Annotated in this window: 16 protein-coding genes, 2 pseudogenes and 1 other annotated feature; of the genes and pseudogenes, 9 read left to right on the forward strand and 9 right to left on the reverse strand. The window is 36.3% G+C overall.

Going from position 1 to position 15,295, the window contains the following annotated elements; translation table 11 throughout:
* Window positions 1–129 precede the first annotated feature (129 nt).
* Window positions 130–1,056, reverse strand: a complete 927-nt coding sequence (locus MHH71_RS20245) for a Gfo/Idh/MocA family protein (RefSeq protein ID WP_033799129.1) — start codon at window positions 1,054–1,056, stop codon at window positions 130–132.
* Window positions 1,057–1,188: 132 nt separating this feature from the next.
* Between MHH71_RS20245 and MHH71_RS20250 the strand changes: the two are divergent.
* A pseudogene (locus tag MHH71_RS20250) lies at window positions 1,189–1,296 on the forward strand (DNA-binding response regulator); the annotation flags it as partial.
* Window positions 1,297–1,301: 5 nt separating this feature from the next.
* Here MHH71_RS20250 and MHH71_RS20255 read toward each other — a convergent pair.
* Genes MHH71_RS20255 through MHH71_RS20270 form a run of 4 tightly spaced genes read right to left on the reverse strand, consistent with a single transcriptional unit; the run spans window position 1,302 to window position 4,669 of the window.
* Window positions 1,302–2,159 carry an alpha/beta fold hydrolase gene (locus tag MHH71_RS20255; RefSeq protein ID WP_006096110.1) on the reverse strand — a complete coding sequence of 286 codons (858 nt, stop codon included), beginning with the start codon at window positions 2,157–2,159 and terminating at the stop codon, window positions 1,302–1,304.
* A gap of 52 nt (window positions 2,160–2,211) precedes the next feature.
* Window positions 2,212–3,378, reverse strand: a complete 1,167-nt coding sequence (locus MHH71_RS20260; protein WP_078211648.1) for an acetoin utilization protein AcuC — start codon at window positions 3,376–3,378, stop codon at window positions 2,212–2,214.
* Window positions 3,375–4,019, reverse strand: coding sequence for an acetoin utilization AcuB family protein (locus MHH71_RS20265; RefSeq protein ID WP_003201129.1), 645 nt, complete (start codon window positions 4,017–4,019; stop codon window positions 3,375–3,377). Before MHH71_RS20265 ends, MHH71_RS20260 begins: the two co-directional genes overlap by 4 nt.
* A 17-nt stretch (window positions 4,020–4,036) precedes the next feature.
* Window positions 4,037–4,669 carry a GNAT family N-acetyltransferase gene (locus tag MHH71_RS20270; RefSeq protein ID WP_018764512.1) on the reverse strand — a complete coding sequence of 211 codons (633 nt, stop codon included), beginning with the start codon at window positions 4,667–4,669 and terminating at the stop codon, window positions 4,037–4,039.
* Between the two features lie 180 nt (window positions 4,670–4,849).
* On the opposite strand from MHH71_RS20270, the gene acsA reads away from it, so the two are divergent.
* The 5 genes from acsA to MHH71_RS20295 all read left to right on the forward strand — a co-directional run bounded on the left by acsA (window position 4,850) and on the right by MHH71_RS20295 (window position 8,500).
* Window positions 4,850–6,568: an acetate--CoA ligase gene (gene acsA, locus MHH71_RS20275; RefSeq protein ID WP_006096112.1), complete on the forward strand. Its 1,719-nt coding sequence runs from the start codon at window positions 4,850–4,852 to the stop codon at window positions 6,566–6,568.
* A 100-nt stretch (window positions 6,569–6,668) separates the two neighbouring features.
* Entirely contained in the window at window positions 6,669–7,226 is a 558-nt protein-coding gene (locus MHH71_RS20280) for a maltose acetyltransferase domain-containing protein (RefSeq protein ID WP_033799131.1), read from the forward strand.
* 66 nt (window positions 7,227–7,292) lie between these two features.
* On the forward strand, window positions 7,293–7,748 hold the full coding sequence (locus MHH71_RS20285) for a hypothetical protein (protein WP_006096114.1): 456 nt from the start codon (window positions 7,293–7,295) through the stop codon (window positions 7,746–7,748).
* Window positions 7,729–8,274 (forward strand): RNA polymerase sigma factor, encoded by a 546-nt coding sequence (locus tag MHH71_RS20290; protein ID WP_033799132.1) that lies wholly within the window; start codon window positions 7,729–7,731, stop codon window positions 8,272–8,274. The genes MHH71_RS20285 and MHH71_RS20290 overlap by 20 nt, the downstream gene beginning before the upstream one ends.
* Window positions 8,255–8,500, forward strand: coding sequence for a hypothetical protein (locus MHH71_RS20295; RefSeq protein WP_018782782.1), 246 nt, complete (start codon window positions 8,255–8,257; stop codon window positions 8,498–8,500). The genes MHH71_RS20290 and MHH71_RS20295 overlap by 20 nt, the downstream gene beginning before the upstream one ends.
* A 92-nt stretch (window positions 8,501–8,592) precedes the next feature.
* Here MHH71_RS20295 and MHH71_RS20300 read toward each other — a convergent pair whose 3' ends face one another.
* Both MHH71_RS20300 and MHH71_RS20305 read right to left on the reverse strand, forming a co-directional pair.
* The gene (locus MHH71_RS20300) at window positions 8,593–9,288 is read right to left on the reverse strand and encodes a YqeB family protein (protein ID WP_006096117.1); all 696 of its coding nucleotides are present in this window, start codon (window positions 9,286–9,288) and stop codon (window positions 8,593–8,595) included.
* A 72-nt stretch (window positions 9,289–9,360) separates the two neighbouring features.
* A complete protein-coding gene (locus MHH71_RS20305; RefSeq protein WP_006096118.1) occupies window positions 9,361–9,951 on the reverse strand; it encodes a TetR/AcrR family transcriptional regulator in 591 nt (196 codons plus the stop codon).
* 239 nt (window positions 9,952–10,190) lie between these two features.
* Window positions 10,191–10,416, forward strand: a binding site (T-box leader).
* Between the two features lie 67 nt (window positions 10,417–10,483).
* On the opposite strand from MHH71_RS20305, the gene tyrS reads away from it, so the two are divergent.
* The 3 genes and pseudogenes from tyrS to MHH71_RS20320 all read left to right on the forward strand — a co-directional run bounded on the left by tyrS (window position 10,484) and on the right by MHH71_RS20320 (window position 13,448).
* Window positions 10,484–11,740, forward strand: a complete 1,257-nt coding sequence (tyrS, locus tag MHH71_RS20310; protein ID WP_003201146.1) for a tyrosine--tRNA ligase — start codon at window positions 10,484–10,486, stop codon at window positions 11,738–11,740.
* A 144-nt stretch (window positions 11,741–11,884) separates the two neighbouring features.
* On the forward strand, window positions 11,885–12,013 hold the full coding sequence (locus MHH71_RS20315) for a hypothetical protein (protein ID WP_003201148.1): 129 nt from the start codon (window positions 11,885–11,887) through the stop codon (window positions 12,011–12,013).
* Window positions 12,014–12,178: 165 nt separating this feature from the next.
* Window positions 12,179–13,448, forward strand: a pseudogene (locus tag MHH71_RS20320) (IS3 family transposase).
* Between the two features lie 63 nt (window positions 13,449–13,511).
* Here the strand turns inward: MHH71_RS20320 and MHH71_RS20325 are convergent.
* Together MHH71_RS20325 and rpsD are read right to left on the reverse strand one after the other, a co-directional pair.
* Window positions 13,512–13,826 carry a hypothetical protein gene (locus tag MHH71_RS20325; RefSeq protein ID WP_006096121.1) on the reverse strand — a complete coding sequence of 105 codons (315 nt, stop codon included), beginning with the start codon at window positions 13,824–13,826 and terminating at the stop codon, window positions 13,512–13,514.
* An 817-nt stretch (window positions 13,827–14,643) separates the two neighbouring features.
* Entirely contained in the window at window positions 14,644–15,246 is a 603-nt protein-coding gene (gene rpsD / locus MHH71_RS20330) for a 30S ribosomal protein S4 (RefSeq protein WP_006096123.1), read from the reverse strand.
* Between the last annotated feature and the right edge of the window lie 49 nt (window positions 15,247–15,295).

The following is a 15,295-nucleotide window of genomic DNA, read 5'->3' on the forward strand; positions in this document are numbered from 1 at the left end:
AGTATGAAATTTATAATTCCTATCAACATATTCTATAGAATATGTTGATAGAAATAAAGGGAAAATGGGAATGAAAGTAAATTCTGAAAAGTGTATCCGTTTCCTTCTATAAAATCCAAATTATGTGATTTATTTTTTTTCGATAGATTGTAATAATGATTCTAGCATTTGTTGGGATTTTAATCCTTCTACTCCATCAACTAGTGGCTTTGTATCCCCTTGTACACAATCGATGAAATGCTGCACAGCATCCTCAAATCCGCGTTGTTTTAATGTTGTTTCCCATGAAGGGGAACCGCTTTGTGTAATGCGATTATCTTGTTCAATCTCTAGTAGGTTCATGTTTTTTACACGAATGATTTTCCCTGTTGTCACAAGTTCGATTTGTTCTAAATTTGTTCCGGCATGGCGATGCATAGCAGTAGAGAGTAATGTGCCATTTGTGCTTGTATACGTATGATGACCATAAAAGAGTTCGTTTTTTTCGTTAGTTTGTATCATATTATGAACAACACGAAGATCATCATCAGCTAACCAGCGTGCTGTATCGACGATGTGTAAATAATCATCAAGCATTGTGAAGTCATATGTATATGGACCAACTTTGTTTGTGCGATGTTTTTCAATACGAATCCATGAAATATCATTTGCTTGTTCTTTTGCTGTAACATACATAGGGACAAATCGACGGTTAAAACCAACCATTAGTTTACGATTATGTTTTTCACTCAGTTCCACTAATCTTTCTGCTTGTTCGACTGTAGCAGCTAATGGTTTGTCAACGTAAACATCGATTCCTTTTTGAAGAAGTTCGGAAACGATTTCATAATGTGTTGCAGTGGAACTATGGACAAATATTGCGTCACATTCTGAAGCGAGAGTTTGTAAATTAGAGAAGTCTTGAATACGGTATTGCTCACAAATTTGTTTGCGTTTTTCAGCATTTGGTGTAAACGTTCCTGTAAATATCCAATCTGTTTCTTTTGTGAGAGTTGGAAGATAAGCTTTTTGTGCAATGCTGCCTATTCCAATCATACCAATCCGAGGTTTATTCATATGTTTTCCCACCCTGCTATGGATTTTTATAAGTTGTATAGTTGTATAGCAACTATACTGTAGCATATGTATTAGAAGGAAACAAAGATTAAAGTTTTGATATACTCGAAGCACTCTTTTACTGCAAGCACTTCGGATGATTATATTACAAAGCCGTTCAGTTCAAGTGAATGAGTTGCAAGAGTAAAAGCACATATCGCTCGTTATGAACGATTATCTGGAAATATGATCAAGCAGCAAGTGATTTAGTACTTGCTGCTTTCGTGCTGGAATGGTTTATAGAAAGTTTTAATAATAGACGAAAAATGATCGCTTTCTTCTAAAAAAGGATAATGGTTGCTATGTTCAAACGGAATAAAGATAGAACCAGGTATACCTTTGTGCATCTCGATAGAATATTGCACTGGACACTGAACGTCATGATTTCCACAAATGATTAATGTTTTTGCTGTAATAGATGAAAGCTGATCTCTTAAGTCGAATTGTGGGTATTCGTTAGCGAAAGCGTTCATCCGACTTACAGCCATTGTTTTATAAATCGGTTTCGAGAAGTATGTTTTATAGCGTTCTGGCTCATATAAAGATAATTTTGTTCGTTCAGATGATAATACACTTCGCTCTTTTGGAGTAAGTTTAGGGAGTTTCAATTCTTCGATGACATCTTGCATATATTGAAATTGTGGATGGCTTGGATGATAAATACAATCTGTTGTTTCTGTATAGTTACTAGCAGCGGCACCGACAACAACTAAGGATTGTAAGGAGGTAGGATAGGTAATTGCATACAGAAGACCAAGCATACCACCTGTAGAATGACCAGCGAAATGCAACGCTGAAAGGTGCAGTGATTCTTTTATTGCTTCTAAATCTTCAATTGTTTCGCTCATACTTAATTCATGTTCCGTTGTAGCTTTCGCAGAATGACCAGCATTTCTTAAATTAATAAGAAATACTTGGTGAGTAGAAGTAAAGATTTCAGCAAAATAATCACCAGATTCGTTAAACTCGGAGTAATGATGTGTAACGCATAGTGGGTCACCGCTGCCTTTTATAAATACTTCAAAAATACCACGCTTTGTATGTAAGAGTTTTTGTTCCCACATAAATATCACCTTTCATAAAAAAGAATAGGAGAAAGTCCCCTATTCTTATCATTTAATATAAAGCCTTTTTCGTATTATTCCGAATAATTTCAAGGGATTTTGCCACTGTTAATGCATTTTTTTCTTCAATTTCTGGCTTTCGAGGGATAGGGCTATACATGTTGTTAGGGTCTTCCCATGTGATGGGAAGTTCAATAGGTGCTTGTCCTTTCCAAGCTTCAATCCATTCTGGGGGGAGATAACCTGAGATGTTTTGGATATTGTTCATTTCGAGCCAAATGAGTGCCCATGCTCTTGGAACGACGCGCCATATATCATAGCCGCCACCACCAACGGCGATCCAGCGTCCGTCGCAGTATTCATTGGCGATTTCATGAGCAAGCTTTGGAATTTCACGATAAATTTGCATCGTTGCACAAAGGTGAGTAAGAGGATCGTAATAATGTGCATCGGCTCCGTTTTGCGTTAAAATGATATCCGGTTTAAAGTAAGCTGCGACTTCTTTTACCACGGTACGATAAGATTGTAAAAAAGATTCGTCTTCTGTAAAGGCATCGAGTGGAACGTTAAAAGAATAACTATAGCCAACACCTTGACCGCGCTCGTTTACAGCGCCGGTTCCAGGAAATAAATAGCGCCCAGTTTCATGTAGTGAGATGGTGCAGACGTTAGGGTCATCATAAAAGGACCATTGTACACCATCACCATGATGGGCATCTGTGTCAATGTATAAAACACGCAATCCATATTTTTTTTGCATATATTTTATAGCAATCGAGCTATCGTTATAAATGCAAAAACCAGATGCTTTGCCGCGAAATCCGTGGTGCAGGCCACCACCTAAATTTAATGCATGCTTTACTTGACCTGAAAGAACGGCATCTACAGCTGTTAATGTACCGCCAACAAGTAATGCGCTCGCTTCATGCATATTTGGAAACATCGGTGTATCTTCTGTTCCAAGACCGTATGACATGGCGATTGATCTTACTAATTTTCCTTCTCCAGCAAGTTTTACCGCATTTATGTATTCCTCTGTATGAATGAAAGCAATCTCCTCATCTGTTGCCATTCGCGGTGGAATGACTTGAGAAGGGTGAATCAGCCCACTCTTTTCTAGTAAATCGTAGGTGAGTGTAACACGAAGCTGATTAAAGGGATGTTCAGGGCTAAAGGAATAGCCCCGAAAATCATCTGAATAAATGAAGGCACTCTTCATGCCTGCATCCCCATTATGTTTGGCCATAAGACATGATAACCTTTTTGCTCTAATGTTTCGATCACTCTTAGAGGATTCATCGTTTGAATGCGGAAAACGAGTACTTTATCATTCTCGTCTCTTGCTGGATAGACGAGAACGCTCACAATATTAATATGTAAATCACTAAAAATAGCAACTACCTTTCCGAGAATACCAGGCTCATTTTTTACTTGAATTTCAATTTGTGAACTTGGCTGATGAGCACCTGTAAGTTTGACGAGTGTATGTAATACTGTAGATTCTGATATGATTCCAACAAGCTTTCCGCCCTTTGTAACAGGAAGACAGCCAATTTTATTTTCAAAAAATAACGTCGCAATTTCCTCAACAAAATCGAGAGGATGACACGTCATTACTGGCTGTTTCATAATTAACTGAATCGGTTGTTTAAGCATATCCATTGAAACTTGTTCATCGAGAATTGAAGGACTTGCATCACGTACATCGCGGTCAGAAATGATACCGACTACGTTGTTGTTATGACCAACAATTGGAATGTGACGAATGCCCTTTGTACGTATTGTTCGAATTGCGGTTTCGATTGTGTCATCTGGGTGCAGTGCGATTACATCATGATTCATAATTTCTTCTACAATCATTCCATATGTCCCCTTTCTTAATACATAAAACGATTTTTAAAGCGTAAACGGTCAAAATCTTGGATGGAATTTGTATCGACGCGGTTGCCGATACGAACCATTAAACAGTTAGCTGGGTGGGAACAAATTTCTGGATCATCTGTTGCCATCCATTCTAGTCCGCCGGCATTCATCATCTTTTCCATTACTTTACGGTATTCCCAAACATTTAAACCAGTTTGTTTTAAATCCCAGTGCCAATAATATTCAGTCGTTAATATAATATAATCTTCCATATGATCATCCATCATCGAAACCTCTAATAGATTTTTTCCAACCGAGCATCCGCGAAATGCGGGAATGACTTCAATTGCTCCGAGTTCAATTAAGTTTTCCATGTTTCCTTCTGACCATCGTTCTAGCGGATCAGGATATAAATATGTAACATATCCGACAATTGTTTGGTCATGTCTTGCGATAATGAGACGAGCTTCTGGTAATTTAGAAATTTCGACAATCGCTTTATATTGTTGATCAGCGGGACGAAAGGCAACTAAGTCTGGATGAAATTCATACATTTCAAGATTATGGGTAGATACAGGACCTTCAATGATTAAGGTTCCTCGCGTTGTTTTTAAGTTTCTTGCATTATATATTTTTTTATGAATCAATGTTTTGCTCACCACCTTGAGGGTTTGTGAATCTACTATATATTATCGTACTTTATAATATATGCGATGTGAATCGAATTTTGTCAGTAAAAATTTGTCTAAAAATCAACAAAAATACTGAAAATTTTAAATAATGTTATTATAATAGATAATAGAATACATAGGAGGGAGATGTAAAGTATGAAAGTAGAAACGCTTCCGGTTATTAAAGGGGAAAATAATTTGTTGAATTATGAAGAAACATATGCAGGTTTCAACTGGGAAGAGGTTAATAAAAACTTTTCTTGGTATGAAACAGGGCGAGTAAATATGGCATATGAGGCAATTGATAAACATGCGAAATCTGATCGAAAAAATAAAGTGGCACTTTATTATCAAAATGGATCGCGCAAAGAGAAATATACATTTAAAGAAATGAAGGAGTTCTCCAACAAAGCGGGAAATGTCCTGAAAAACTATGGTGATGTAGAAAAAGGAGATCGCGTTTTTATTTTCATGCCGCGTTCACCAGAATTATATTTCGCACTTCTTGGTGCAGTGAAATTAGGAGCAATTGTTGGTCCGTTATTTGAAGCATTTATGGAAGGAGCGGTGCGCGATCGTTTAGAAGATAGCGAAGCGAAAGTGTTAATTACAACGCCTGAATTGTTAGAGCGTGTCCCGCTTAATGATTTACCAGCGTTAAAAACAGTCTTTCTTGTTGGAGAGAATGCAGAAGAAGGCGGAAAACTTGTTGCGTTTAATCCATTATTTGAACAAGCTTCTAACAAACTTCAAATCGAATGGTTAGACCGTGAGGATGGATTAATTCTTCATTATACATCCGGTTCTACAGGGAAGCCAAAAGGTGTTCTTCACGCACAGAATGCAATGGTGCAGCATTATCAAACGGCAAAATGGGTGCTTGATTTAAAAGAAGACGATGTATACTGGTGCACAGCTGACCCAGGCTGGGTAACAGGAACTGCTTACGGGATTTTTGCGCCGTGGTTAGTAGGTGGATCAAATGTCGTTTTAGGGGGACGTTTTAGTCCAGAGGCATGGTACGAAGCGTTGCAAGATTACGGTGTAACAGTTTGGTATAGTGCGCCAACAGCATTCCGCATGTTAATGGGAGCTGGCGAAGAAGCGATTAAGAAATACGATTTATCAGCACTCCGTCACGTACTAAGTGTTGGTGAACCATTAAACCCAGAAGTAATTCGCTGGGGAATGAACGCATTTGGTCTTCGAATTCATGATACATGGTGGATGACAGAAACAGGTGCGCAAGTGATTTGTAATTATCCTTGTATGGAAATTCGCCCAGGATCAATGGGGAAACCGATTCCAGGTGTGAAAGCAGCGATTGTTGATAATGAAGGGAATGAAGTACCGCCATATACAATGGGGAACTTAGCGATTGCTAAGGGCTGGCCATCGATGATGCGCGCAGTTTGGAACAATCTGCAAAAATATGAGTCTTACTTTATGCCGGGAGATTGGTATGTATCAGGTGACTCTGCTTATATGGATGGAGATGGATATTTCTGGTTCCAAGGGCGTATTGATGATGTCATTATGACTTCTGGTGAGCGCGTTGGTCCATTTGAAGTAGAAAGTAAATTAATTGAACACTCTGCGGTAGCAGAAGCTGGTGTAATCGGTATTCCAGACCCAGTGCGCGGTGAGATTATTAAAGCGTTTATCGCACTGCGCGCAGGTTATGAAGCATCTGATGAATTAAAAGAAGAGATTCGTCAATTTGTGAAAAAAGGACTTGCAGCTCATGCAGCGCCAAGACAAATTGAGTTCCGAGATAAACTACCGAAAACGAGAAGTGGTAAAATTATGCGACGCGTGTTAAAAGCGTGGGAGCTAAACTTACCAACAGGTGACTTATCAACAATGGAAGATTAAGAAAGAAAGGTCTGAACGTATATTCCGTTCAGGCTTTTCTTTTTTTGTGCTATCATAAAGGATGAACAACTTATATATACGTGTTAAAGGAGATGCTATCATGAAAACAGAAAAAGAAAAAATGATACAAGGGGAAATGTATGTACCTGCTGATCCAGTGTTAGTAGAAGGTAGGGAGCATGCTCGTATATTAACAAGAGAATTAAATGAAACACCGGAAACAAAATATGAAGAGCGTAGTTTAATTGTAAAAGAATTATTTGGATCAACTGGTGACAACTTTCATATTGAATCTTCTTTTAAATGTGATTATGGCTACAACATTCATGTTGGAGAAAACTTTTACGCGAACTTTGATTGCATCATTTTAGATGTATGTCCTGTCACAATTGGTGAGAACTGTATGCTCGCTCCAGGTGTCCACATTTATACAGCAACACATCCACTTGACTGGGTCGAGCGCATAAGTGGTGCTGAGTTTGGGAAGCCAGTAACAATTGGGGATAACGTTTGGATTGGCGGGAGAGCCATTATTAATCCGGGTGTGACGATTGGTGATAATGCTGTTATTGCTTCTGGTGCGGTTGTAACAAGGGATGTACCTGATAACGTTGTGGTTGGTGGAAATCCTGCGAAAATAATAAAAAAAATAAATTAAGCTTTGAACCAAGTGCCTCCCTCATCTGTATACATTTATGAAACAATAGACGAGGGAGGCCTTTATATGTTTAATAAATGGATGCTTATTTTTGCCTTAATAGGAATTATAGTCGTATTTTCTTGTGGTATGTTATTACCTATAGCAATTGGATTTAAAGTCTCAATGATTACAGGCGGGATAATAATGATTGTTATGTTTTCTATCATTATTCCTTTTGATAAGAAATATATTGTGAGAAAAAAGGGGAGTAAAATTGATTTTACAAAAACAAAAGTTTACTTTCGCTGGAATGTATTTGATACAATCTCTGCCTGTATTGCGGCATATGCTTGTCTATGTGTACAGGTGCTTAATTTTTTAGTTTTAAGCGGATTAACAATTCAAAATCCATATGTACAGTTTTTTACGAATCAAGCGCAGGTTTGGACATTAGTCGCAAGTATTTATTTAGTTAGCCGAATCTCTTTAACGTTAAAAGGAATAAAGGAGATTAAAAAACATGGCGCAGATTGGGATTGAGGAAGAGCTCATGCTTGCGTATCAAAATGGAGATAAGCAGGCTGGAGAAAAACTATATGTTTTGATCAAACCAGCGCTATATAAATTTTTGTATCGATTTAACCGTGATGAGCAATTGAGTATAGATCTCGTTCAAGATACGTTTTTATCGTTAGAACGTAAGAAGCATATGTATGAGATTGAAAAGGGGAAAATTAAAACGTATTTGTTTCAAATCGGTTATCGCCTTATGATTAATAAATTGAATCGAAGAAAAAAGTGGCGCTCTCTTTTACCGTTTTTAGTACCGATTCAGGAGAAGGAGTTTTCACAAGAAGACCGGCTCACCGTAAGAGAGGCAATTTTGAAAGTTCCTGAAGATCAGCGGGCTGTCCTTATTCTTTCTTATTATCATGATATGCCGCAAAAGGAAATTGCAGAGGTGCTTAATATTCCTGTAGGAACGGTGAAATCTAGGCTTCATAACGGCATTAAGAAATTGAAGCAATTGCTGGAGGTAGATGAATTTGAACGAAAATCCCTTTGAGAAAGAGTATAAATTGAAACAGTATTTAGATGGCGATCATGTGGCTGTCCCAGATTTTTCAGAGAAAGTAAATCGCTTTGAACGATTGCTGCGTTTTCTTGCCTCTCCAGCAAAAGATCCTGTGGAAGCAACGATTGGAAATGATTTATCGATTGCTTTTCATATGTCGTTATTAGTGGGGGGGATGGGGCTTTCTTTGCTTACAATATTTATTACAAGTCTTTAATTAGAATATGCGAGAGTGTGTCGGTAAAGCGCGAATACAGTAAGATAAGTAAAAACAGTCGATTCCATATATATGGAATCGACTGTTTTGCATTAGCCTTCATCGCTAGCATCTTTAATGAGTCGGACATACTGACCATTTTTTTCATCTCTAATAACAACTCCTAATTTAGCTAAATCTTCTCGGAGGTATTTAGCAGTATCCACTTTTTTCTCTTTTAGTGCGAGTTCCCTAGCATGTAGTAATGCATTAATTTTTTCAGGGAAATCGGGATGTCCTAAAGCCCATCTTTGGTATTCAATGTGAAAAGGATCTTTCTCTTCCCAAGGATAGTGGTAATTATGAAGTGCTTCTCGAACTGTACCTTTTTTTGTTTCAATAACGGCTCTGTATAATTCATTACCATTTTTTCCAAGGATAATAAATTGCTTATTTTCCATATAAATTGTTGAAATGCTCGATTTTTCAATGGTATTTACTGTATCTCCTAATTTTAATTGCAAGCTAGTATAAGAAATTGTAACTTCAAGACTTTCATCAAAAATCGTCAATGTTAATAACATACCAATAATAATGCCGATAATGGTAGCAACAATTGAAACCCATAGACTGTTAAAGGATGTGATGAATAGGAATAACTTTTCCATTGGAACTACAGGAAGTTTTAATATCCAATTTGCAATGACTGGAATGAACCATCCAACCAAACCACCTAATATAATTGGAATGAAAATGACAAGTGTTTTTTCGAACTTACTAAGTCCAATAACGGTTTTGTTATCTCTCATAATTTCATACCTTTCATTTTTTATTAATGTGTATCTTCATTTTTTGAGGTGATTTGAATTTTTCTATTCTTATCACTTCACCATTTCCAATATGGTTTTAATAAGTTCTGCACTAAAATTTTCTAAACTTAGTTGTTTTTGAGGTGATAACAGCGATTCTGATATTGCTCCTTGAATAACGGTTGCAATCACTTGGGGATGAAAGTCTTTAAATTCTTTTGATTCTTGCCCTTGTAGAAGAATGTTTTGCAGTAAGCTATTCTTTAAATCTTCGTCGTCTTCTAATAAATAATAAGGGATGTGATCTGGTGTACGGGCATTAAAAATGATTTCAACTAAAGCGATATTATTTGTTCGGTTTGTAATTTGATAAGCTAAACTCGCTTCTATAAATGTAGTTAATTTTTCTGTAAATGTTTGCTTCTTTACAACTCGTTCATGAATATATGACCATTCTTGTTCAACTAAATATATTAGTGTGTTGTTCATTAAATCTTCTTTGCCAGAGAAATGATAAGAAATGAGCCCTGTACTTATATTTGCTTTTTTCGCTATTTTGGACAAACTTGTGCTTACGTACCCGATTTCCTTTAAAACTTCAATAGCTGCAGTAATGATTTGTTCTCTTCGAGCCTCTGCTATAAATGATTGTTTATTTTCCATCAAAATCTCCCCTAAAAAATTGACTAATCAATTTAAAATTTGAACATTCAATCAAATTTATTATATATAGGTTTCTCATTTTCTGTCAAATCGGAAATTACAGCAAGAGAGTCGAACTGTAACACCTCTTTTTAACTTTTCATTAGCATAGCACGAAAAAACTTAGGTAGTTCATATATACCATTTTCTTCGATTTGACACACACTAGCAAATAATGATATAAAGAAAAGTATATAAATAATTGAGCGTGGAAAGGGAGAAGTAGTGATCATTTCCCTGTTTTAGAGAGCTGATGGTCGGTGAAAATCAGCACATAGATGATCGCGAATTACGCCCCTAGAGCATCTTTTTTCGATTGAATCGTATTCAAAAGGGAAAAGACGGTGCTGAGCCGTTATGTGAATGAGGTGGTAGGCTTTTGCCTGCAACTAGGGTGGTAACGCGATAATCAAAATCGTCCCTTATTTGAGGGGCGATTTTTTTATGTTTTCAAATTTCGCGCTCGATTAATTTAAAGGAGAGTATGTAGGATATGGGTATTTTACAAGATCTTGAATTTCGCGGACTAATTAATCAGCAAACAGATGCTGAAGGTTTACAACAATTATTAGAAAAAGAAAGCGTTAAATTATACTGTGGTTTTGATCCGACAGCAGATAGCTTACACATTGGTCATATGTTACCAGTATTAATGCTACGTCGTTTCCAATTAGCTGGTCATCAACCAATCGCACTTGTTGGTGGCGGTACTGGTATGATCGGTGACCCAAGTGGTAAAAAAGCAGAGCGTACATTAAATACGAAAGATACAGTTGCTTACTACACGGAAAGTATTAAAAATCAGCTTTCAAACTTCTTAGAGTTTGAAAATGTAGAAAATCCAGCAACGATGGCTAATAACTATGATTGGCTTGGTAACTTAGATGTAATTACATTCTTACGCGACATCGGTAAAAACTTCGGTTTAAACTATATGTTAGCAAAAGATACAGTAGCATCTCGTTTAGAGACTGGTATTTCATTTACTGAATTTAGTTACATGATTTTACAATCATACGACTTCTTAAATCTATACCAACAACAAGGTTGCCGCCTGCAAATTGGTGGTAGTGACCAATGGGGTAACATTACAGCTGGTCTTGAATTAATTCGTAAATCAGAAGAAGATGCGAAAGCATTCGGTTTAACAATTCCGCTTGTTACGAAATCTGATGGTACGAAGTTTGGTAAAACAGAAGGCGGCGCAATTTGGTTAGATCCAGAGAAAACAACTCCTTACGAGTTCTACCAATTCTGGATCAATACAGACGACCGCGATGTTGTAAAATACTTAAAATACTTCACATTCTTATCTCATGAAGAAATTCTTGAGTTAGAAAAACAAGTATCTGAAGCGCCAGAAAAACGTGCAGCACAAAAAGCACTAGCTTCTGAAATGACAAAACTTGTTCATGGCGCTGAAGCATTAGAGCAAGCAATTAAAATTTCTGCAGCATTATTTAGCGGTTCTGTAGCTGAACTAACTGCAAACGAAATTGAGCAAGGTTTCAAAGATGTACCATCTGTAGAACGCAGTGCAGAAGATACAGTATTAATCGACTTGCTTGTTGAAAGCAAAATTTCACCATCAAAACGCCAAGCGCGTGAAGATGTAACAAATGGTGCAATTTACGTAAACGGTGAGCGTACACAAGCATTAGATTATGTTGTAACAGAAAAAGACCGCATTGAAGGTAAATTTACAATTATCCGCCGCGGTAAAAAGAAATATTTCTTAATTCGTTACTAATCAATAAAGATTTATGAAAAGGGCTTTGAGGAGACATACTCCTCAAAGCCCTTTTGTTTTAATCTTCTTTCTATGTTCATACGGAAATCACAAGTGAGGAGTATGATATATGTATAAGATAAAAGAAAGGAGTGGTAAAAGAAAATGTCACTAGAAGCGCTCATCATCTTTTCTTTGCTAAATGCTGGTCAGCTTGCGGAGAATACACAAAGTGATGTACATAAAAATCCTAAAGATGCTTATGTGTATGTGGAGAAACAAGAAGATAAATAAACTTTATTTTATATATAAGAATAAGATAAAAAAGGATGATAAAGATAGCGTTCGCTTTCGTTATCATCCTTTTTTAATAAGTGCTATAAGAACGAAAAAAGCCGATCCAAATGAAGTGCACCCCGATTGTTAGACACAGTCTAACAATCGGAGGTGCACTTTTTTATGGCTAAATTTTCTTCAAAAGAAAAAATACGAGCGATAAGACGATATTTAGAGGGGACTGAAGGTGGAAAAACAATTGCTAAATCTATTGATGTTCACCCCAGTATGCTCTATCAGTAGATTAAACAATATGAATCCTTAGGTGAAAATGCTTTTGAAAAACGCTATACATCCTACTCTACCCAGTATAAACTAGATGTACTTAATTATATGAACGAACAAGGGACATCTATCAGGGAAACAGCGGCGTCCATCCATGGAAAGGAAAAGAAAAAAACAAATACAACTAAAGATCAAGGAATAGTTGAAGGTTCGATAGAGGCACTACAAGCGGAAAATGAGCGTTTACGTATGGAAAATGCATATTTAAAAAAGTTGAATGCCTTAGTTCAAAACAAGGAGAAATCACGAAACAAGACAAAGCCCAAGTAGTCTATGAATTAAGGCATGAATTTTCAGTGAAGGTGCTACTTCAGCTCGCAGGTATTCCGCGCAGTACGTATTATTATTGGGTTAAAAGATTCAATCTTCCTGATTCAGATGTAGAACTAAAAGGATTGATTCGAACCATTTATGACGAACATGAGGGGTTTTATGGTTATCGTCGTATTCGTGATGAACTTACGAATCGCGGACATAAAGTAAATCATAAAAAAGTGTATCGTATCATGAAAGAATTGGGATTAAAATGTCTCGTTCGTATGAAAAAATATCGCTCTTATAAAGGAACAGTTGGAAAAATTGCACCTAATATTTTAAATCGTAACTTCCAAGCTGAAAAACCAAATAAAAAGTGGGTTACGGATATTACGGAGTTTAAATTATTTGGAGAAAAGCTATATCTATCGCCAATGTTGGACTTATTTAATGGTGAAATTATCACATACACAATTGGTTTAAGACCAACTTATTCACTTGTTTCAACGATGTTAGACCAAGCGTTTGAACACTTAACAGTCAAAGATACACTCTTGATCCATTCTGATCAAGGTTGGCACTATCAAATGAAACAATACCGTCATTCCCTTGCTAAACGTGGCATTACACAAAGCATGTCTCGTAAAGGAAACTGTTACGATAACGCAGTGATTGAAAACTTCTTTGGCATCATGAAGTCAGAATTTCTGTATCGAAAAGAATTTAAGAGTATAGAACATTTTAAGAAAGAACTAGCAAAATATATAAAGTACTATAATCATAAAAGAATTAAGGCAACCTTTTGGGCATGAGCCCGGTACAATACCGGACCCATGCCCAAAAGGTTGCCTAATGAAATAACCTGTCTAACTTTATGGGGTCACTTCATTTTTAGGTGGGCGGCTTACCATTTAATTCAAATATTTTCTATATAACTTTCTGCTATATCAATATCTTTTGTCATTTCTAATTCTGGAAATTTTTCATCTAATTTTCTTAAACAATTAATAAATTCTTTACTTTGCACAATTTCTGCTATATCTTCAAAAACTTCACTTATCCAATATAAATCTTCTTTACTACAATTCTCTAAATATCTTATAGTATTTTCCTCATTTTCTGAGAGAACTTCTATTATTTCATTCCAACTTGTTTGTATTCCATAATCATCATTTAAATTTAATTTTTTTCTTTTATCTAATATAACTTGCATTTTATTTTCTATATTCATATTAATCCTCCAAACTCTATCTACGGTTGTTGAGTAGCATCCGGGAAAATAGTCCCTATCTCTCCATTTATTGTTTAAATCCTTTCTACTATATTCATGGAAAATTATACCATATCCCTAAACTCCTTCATTAGAGATTATGTTGATAATGAAAAAGGATATATAGTTAAGGTAAATCTAACAATAGAACGATGGAGAACGTTTTTTACATCTTTAATACCAGCTGAAAGAGAGTTAATTTTAAAAAGAAGATTGAAATAGAAGAAACTTCAAAAAAAGAAGGTGAATAACATTCTTTTTTGAAGTTAGACGAGCAGAAGATTGAAGATTTTTTTTCGAAGAGTTACGGAAACGTCTAGATAACATTGAACAGAGAAAAACATTTTAAGATATAAAAGAACTATGCAGACAAACAAGTATGAGTGGAAATACCATCAAAGAAAATTTCTTTTATGATGAACATTTTACGAAATATAAAATAGGTGGAAAGTGGTATTTTTCAGCACTAGAAACAGAAAAATTTCTCCTTATGTGGATAAAAGAGCAATGAAAATTTTTGAAGAAAAGAAGGGCTAATAATCATTAACTACAAATAAGATAAATGTACTATGGATTTACAGAGCTTTTTAGTATTTTGTTTACACTTATCCATTTCTATACACACGCCAGCCTTTTTAATTGTGGCCCCAAACTGGCCCCAATTACATTCTTTTTTATGCCTTATTTTGCATTATTAAATAAAATAAAAAAAGCCCAGAAACCTTGATTTAACAAGATTTCTAAGACTTTTAATACTACTCTTTGCAGAGCATCGAGATTAACGAGAGTAGAACTCTACGATTAACGCTTCGTTGATTTCAGCAGCTAATTCAGCGCGCTCTGGTAAGCGAGTGAAAGTAGCTGCTAATTTATCAGCATCGAAAGTTAAGTATTCTGGTACGAAGTTGTTAACTTCGATCGCTTCTTTAACAACAACAAGGTTGTTAGATTTTTCGCGAACGCTGATAGTTTGACCAGGTTTTACACGGTAAGATGGGATGTCTACGCGAGCACCATCAACCATGATGTGACCGTGGTTTACTAATTGGCGAGCTGCACGACGAGTGCGAGCTAAGCCCATGCGGTAAACTAGGTTGTCAAGACGAGCTTCAAGAAGAATCATGAAGTTTTCGCCGTGTTTACCTGGCATTTTACCTGCTTGGTCAAATGTGCGACGGAATTGACGCTCAGTCATGCCGTACATGTGACGAAGTTTTTGTTTCTCTTGTAATTGTAAACCGTATTCTGAAAGTTTCTTACGTTGGTTAGGACCGTGAGGACCTGGTGCGTAAGGGCGTTTTTCTAATTCTTTACCTGTGCCGCTTAGAGAGATTCCAAGACGACGAGACAGTTTCCAAGCTGGACCTGTATAACGAGCCATAGTTGACTCCTCCTTTAAGTGTTTTTATTTTCGTAAAATAAAAACAGAC

The organism is Bacillus sp. FSL H8-0534 (assembly GCF_038005885.1).
GTDB classification, from domain to species: Bacteria; Bacillota; Bacilli; order Bacillales; family Bacillaceae_G; genus Bacillus_A; species Bacillus_A pseudomycoides.

Excerpts from the sequence above, each read along its gene's own strand:
- MHH71_RS20245 (WP_033799129.1), bottom strand. The coding sequence starts at position 1,056 with ATGAATAAACCTCGGATTGGTATGATTGGAATAGGCAGCATTGCACAA.
- MHH71_RS20255 (WP_006096110.1), bottom strand. The coding sequence starts at position 2,159 with ATGTGGGAACAAAAACTCTTACATACAAAGCGTGGTATTTTTGAAGTA.
- MHH71_RS20260 (WP_078211648.1), bottom strand. The coding sequence starts at position 3,378 with ATGAAGAGTGCCTTCATTTATTCAGATGATTTTCGGGGCTATTCCTTT.
- MHH71_RS20265 (WP_003201129.1), bottom strand. The coding sequence starts at position 4,019 with ATGATTGTAGAAGAAATTATGAATCATGATGTAATCGCACTGCACCCA.
- acsA (WP_006096112.1), top strand. The coding sequence starts at position 4,850 with ATGAAAGTAGAAACGCTTCCGGTTATTAAAGGGGAAAATAATTTGTTG.
- MHH71_RS20280 (WP_033799131.1), top strand. The coding sequence starts at position 6,669 with ATGAAAACAGAAAAAGAAAAAATGATACAAGGGGAAATGTATGTACCT.
- MHH71_RS20285 (WP_006096114.1), top strand. The coding sequence starts at position 7,293 with ATGTTTAATAAATGGATGCTTATTTTTGCCTTAATAGGAATTATAGTC.
- MHH71_RS20290 (WP_033799132.1), top strand. The coding sequence starts at position 7,729 with ATGGCGCAGATTGGGATTGAGGAAGAGCTCATGCTTGCGTATCAAAAT.
- MHH71_RS20300 (WP_006096117.1), bottom strand. The coding sequence starts at position 9,288 with ATGAGAGATAACAAAACCGTTATTGGACTTAGTAAGTTCGAAAAAACA.
- MHH71_RS20305 (WP_006096118.1), bottom strand. The coding sequence starts at position 9,951 with ATGGAAAATAAACAATCATTTATAGCAGAGGCTCGAAGAGAACAAATC.
- tyrS (WP_003201146.1), top strand. The coding sequence starts at position 10,484 with ATGGGTATTTTACAAGATCTTGAATTTCGCGGACTAATTAATCAGCAA.
- MHH71_RS20315 (WP_003201148.1), top strand. The coding sequence starts at position 11,885 with ATGTCACTAGAAGCGCTCATCATCTTTTCTTTGCTAAATGCTGGTCAG.
- MHH71_RS20325 (WP_006096121.1), bottom strand. The coding sequence starts at position 13,826 with ATGAATATAGAAAATAAAATGCAAGTTATATTAGATAAAAGAAAAAAA.
- rpsD (WP_006096123.1), bottom strand. The coding sequence starts at position 15,246 with ATGGCTCGTTATACAGGTCCAGCTTGGAAACTGTCTCGTCGTCTTGGA.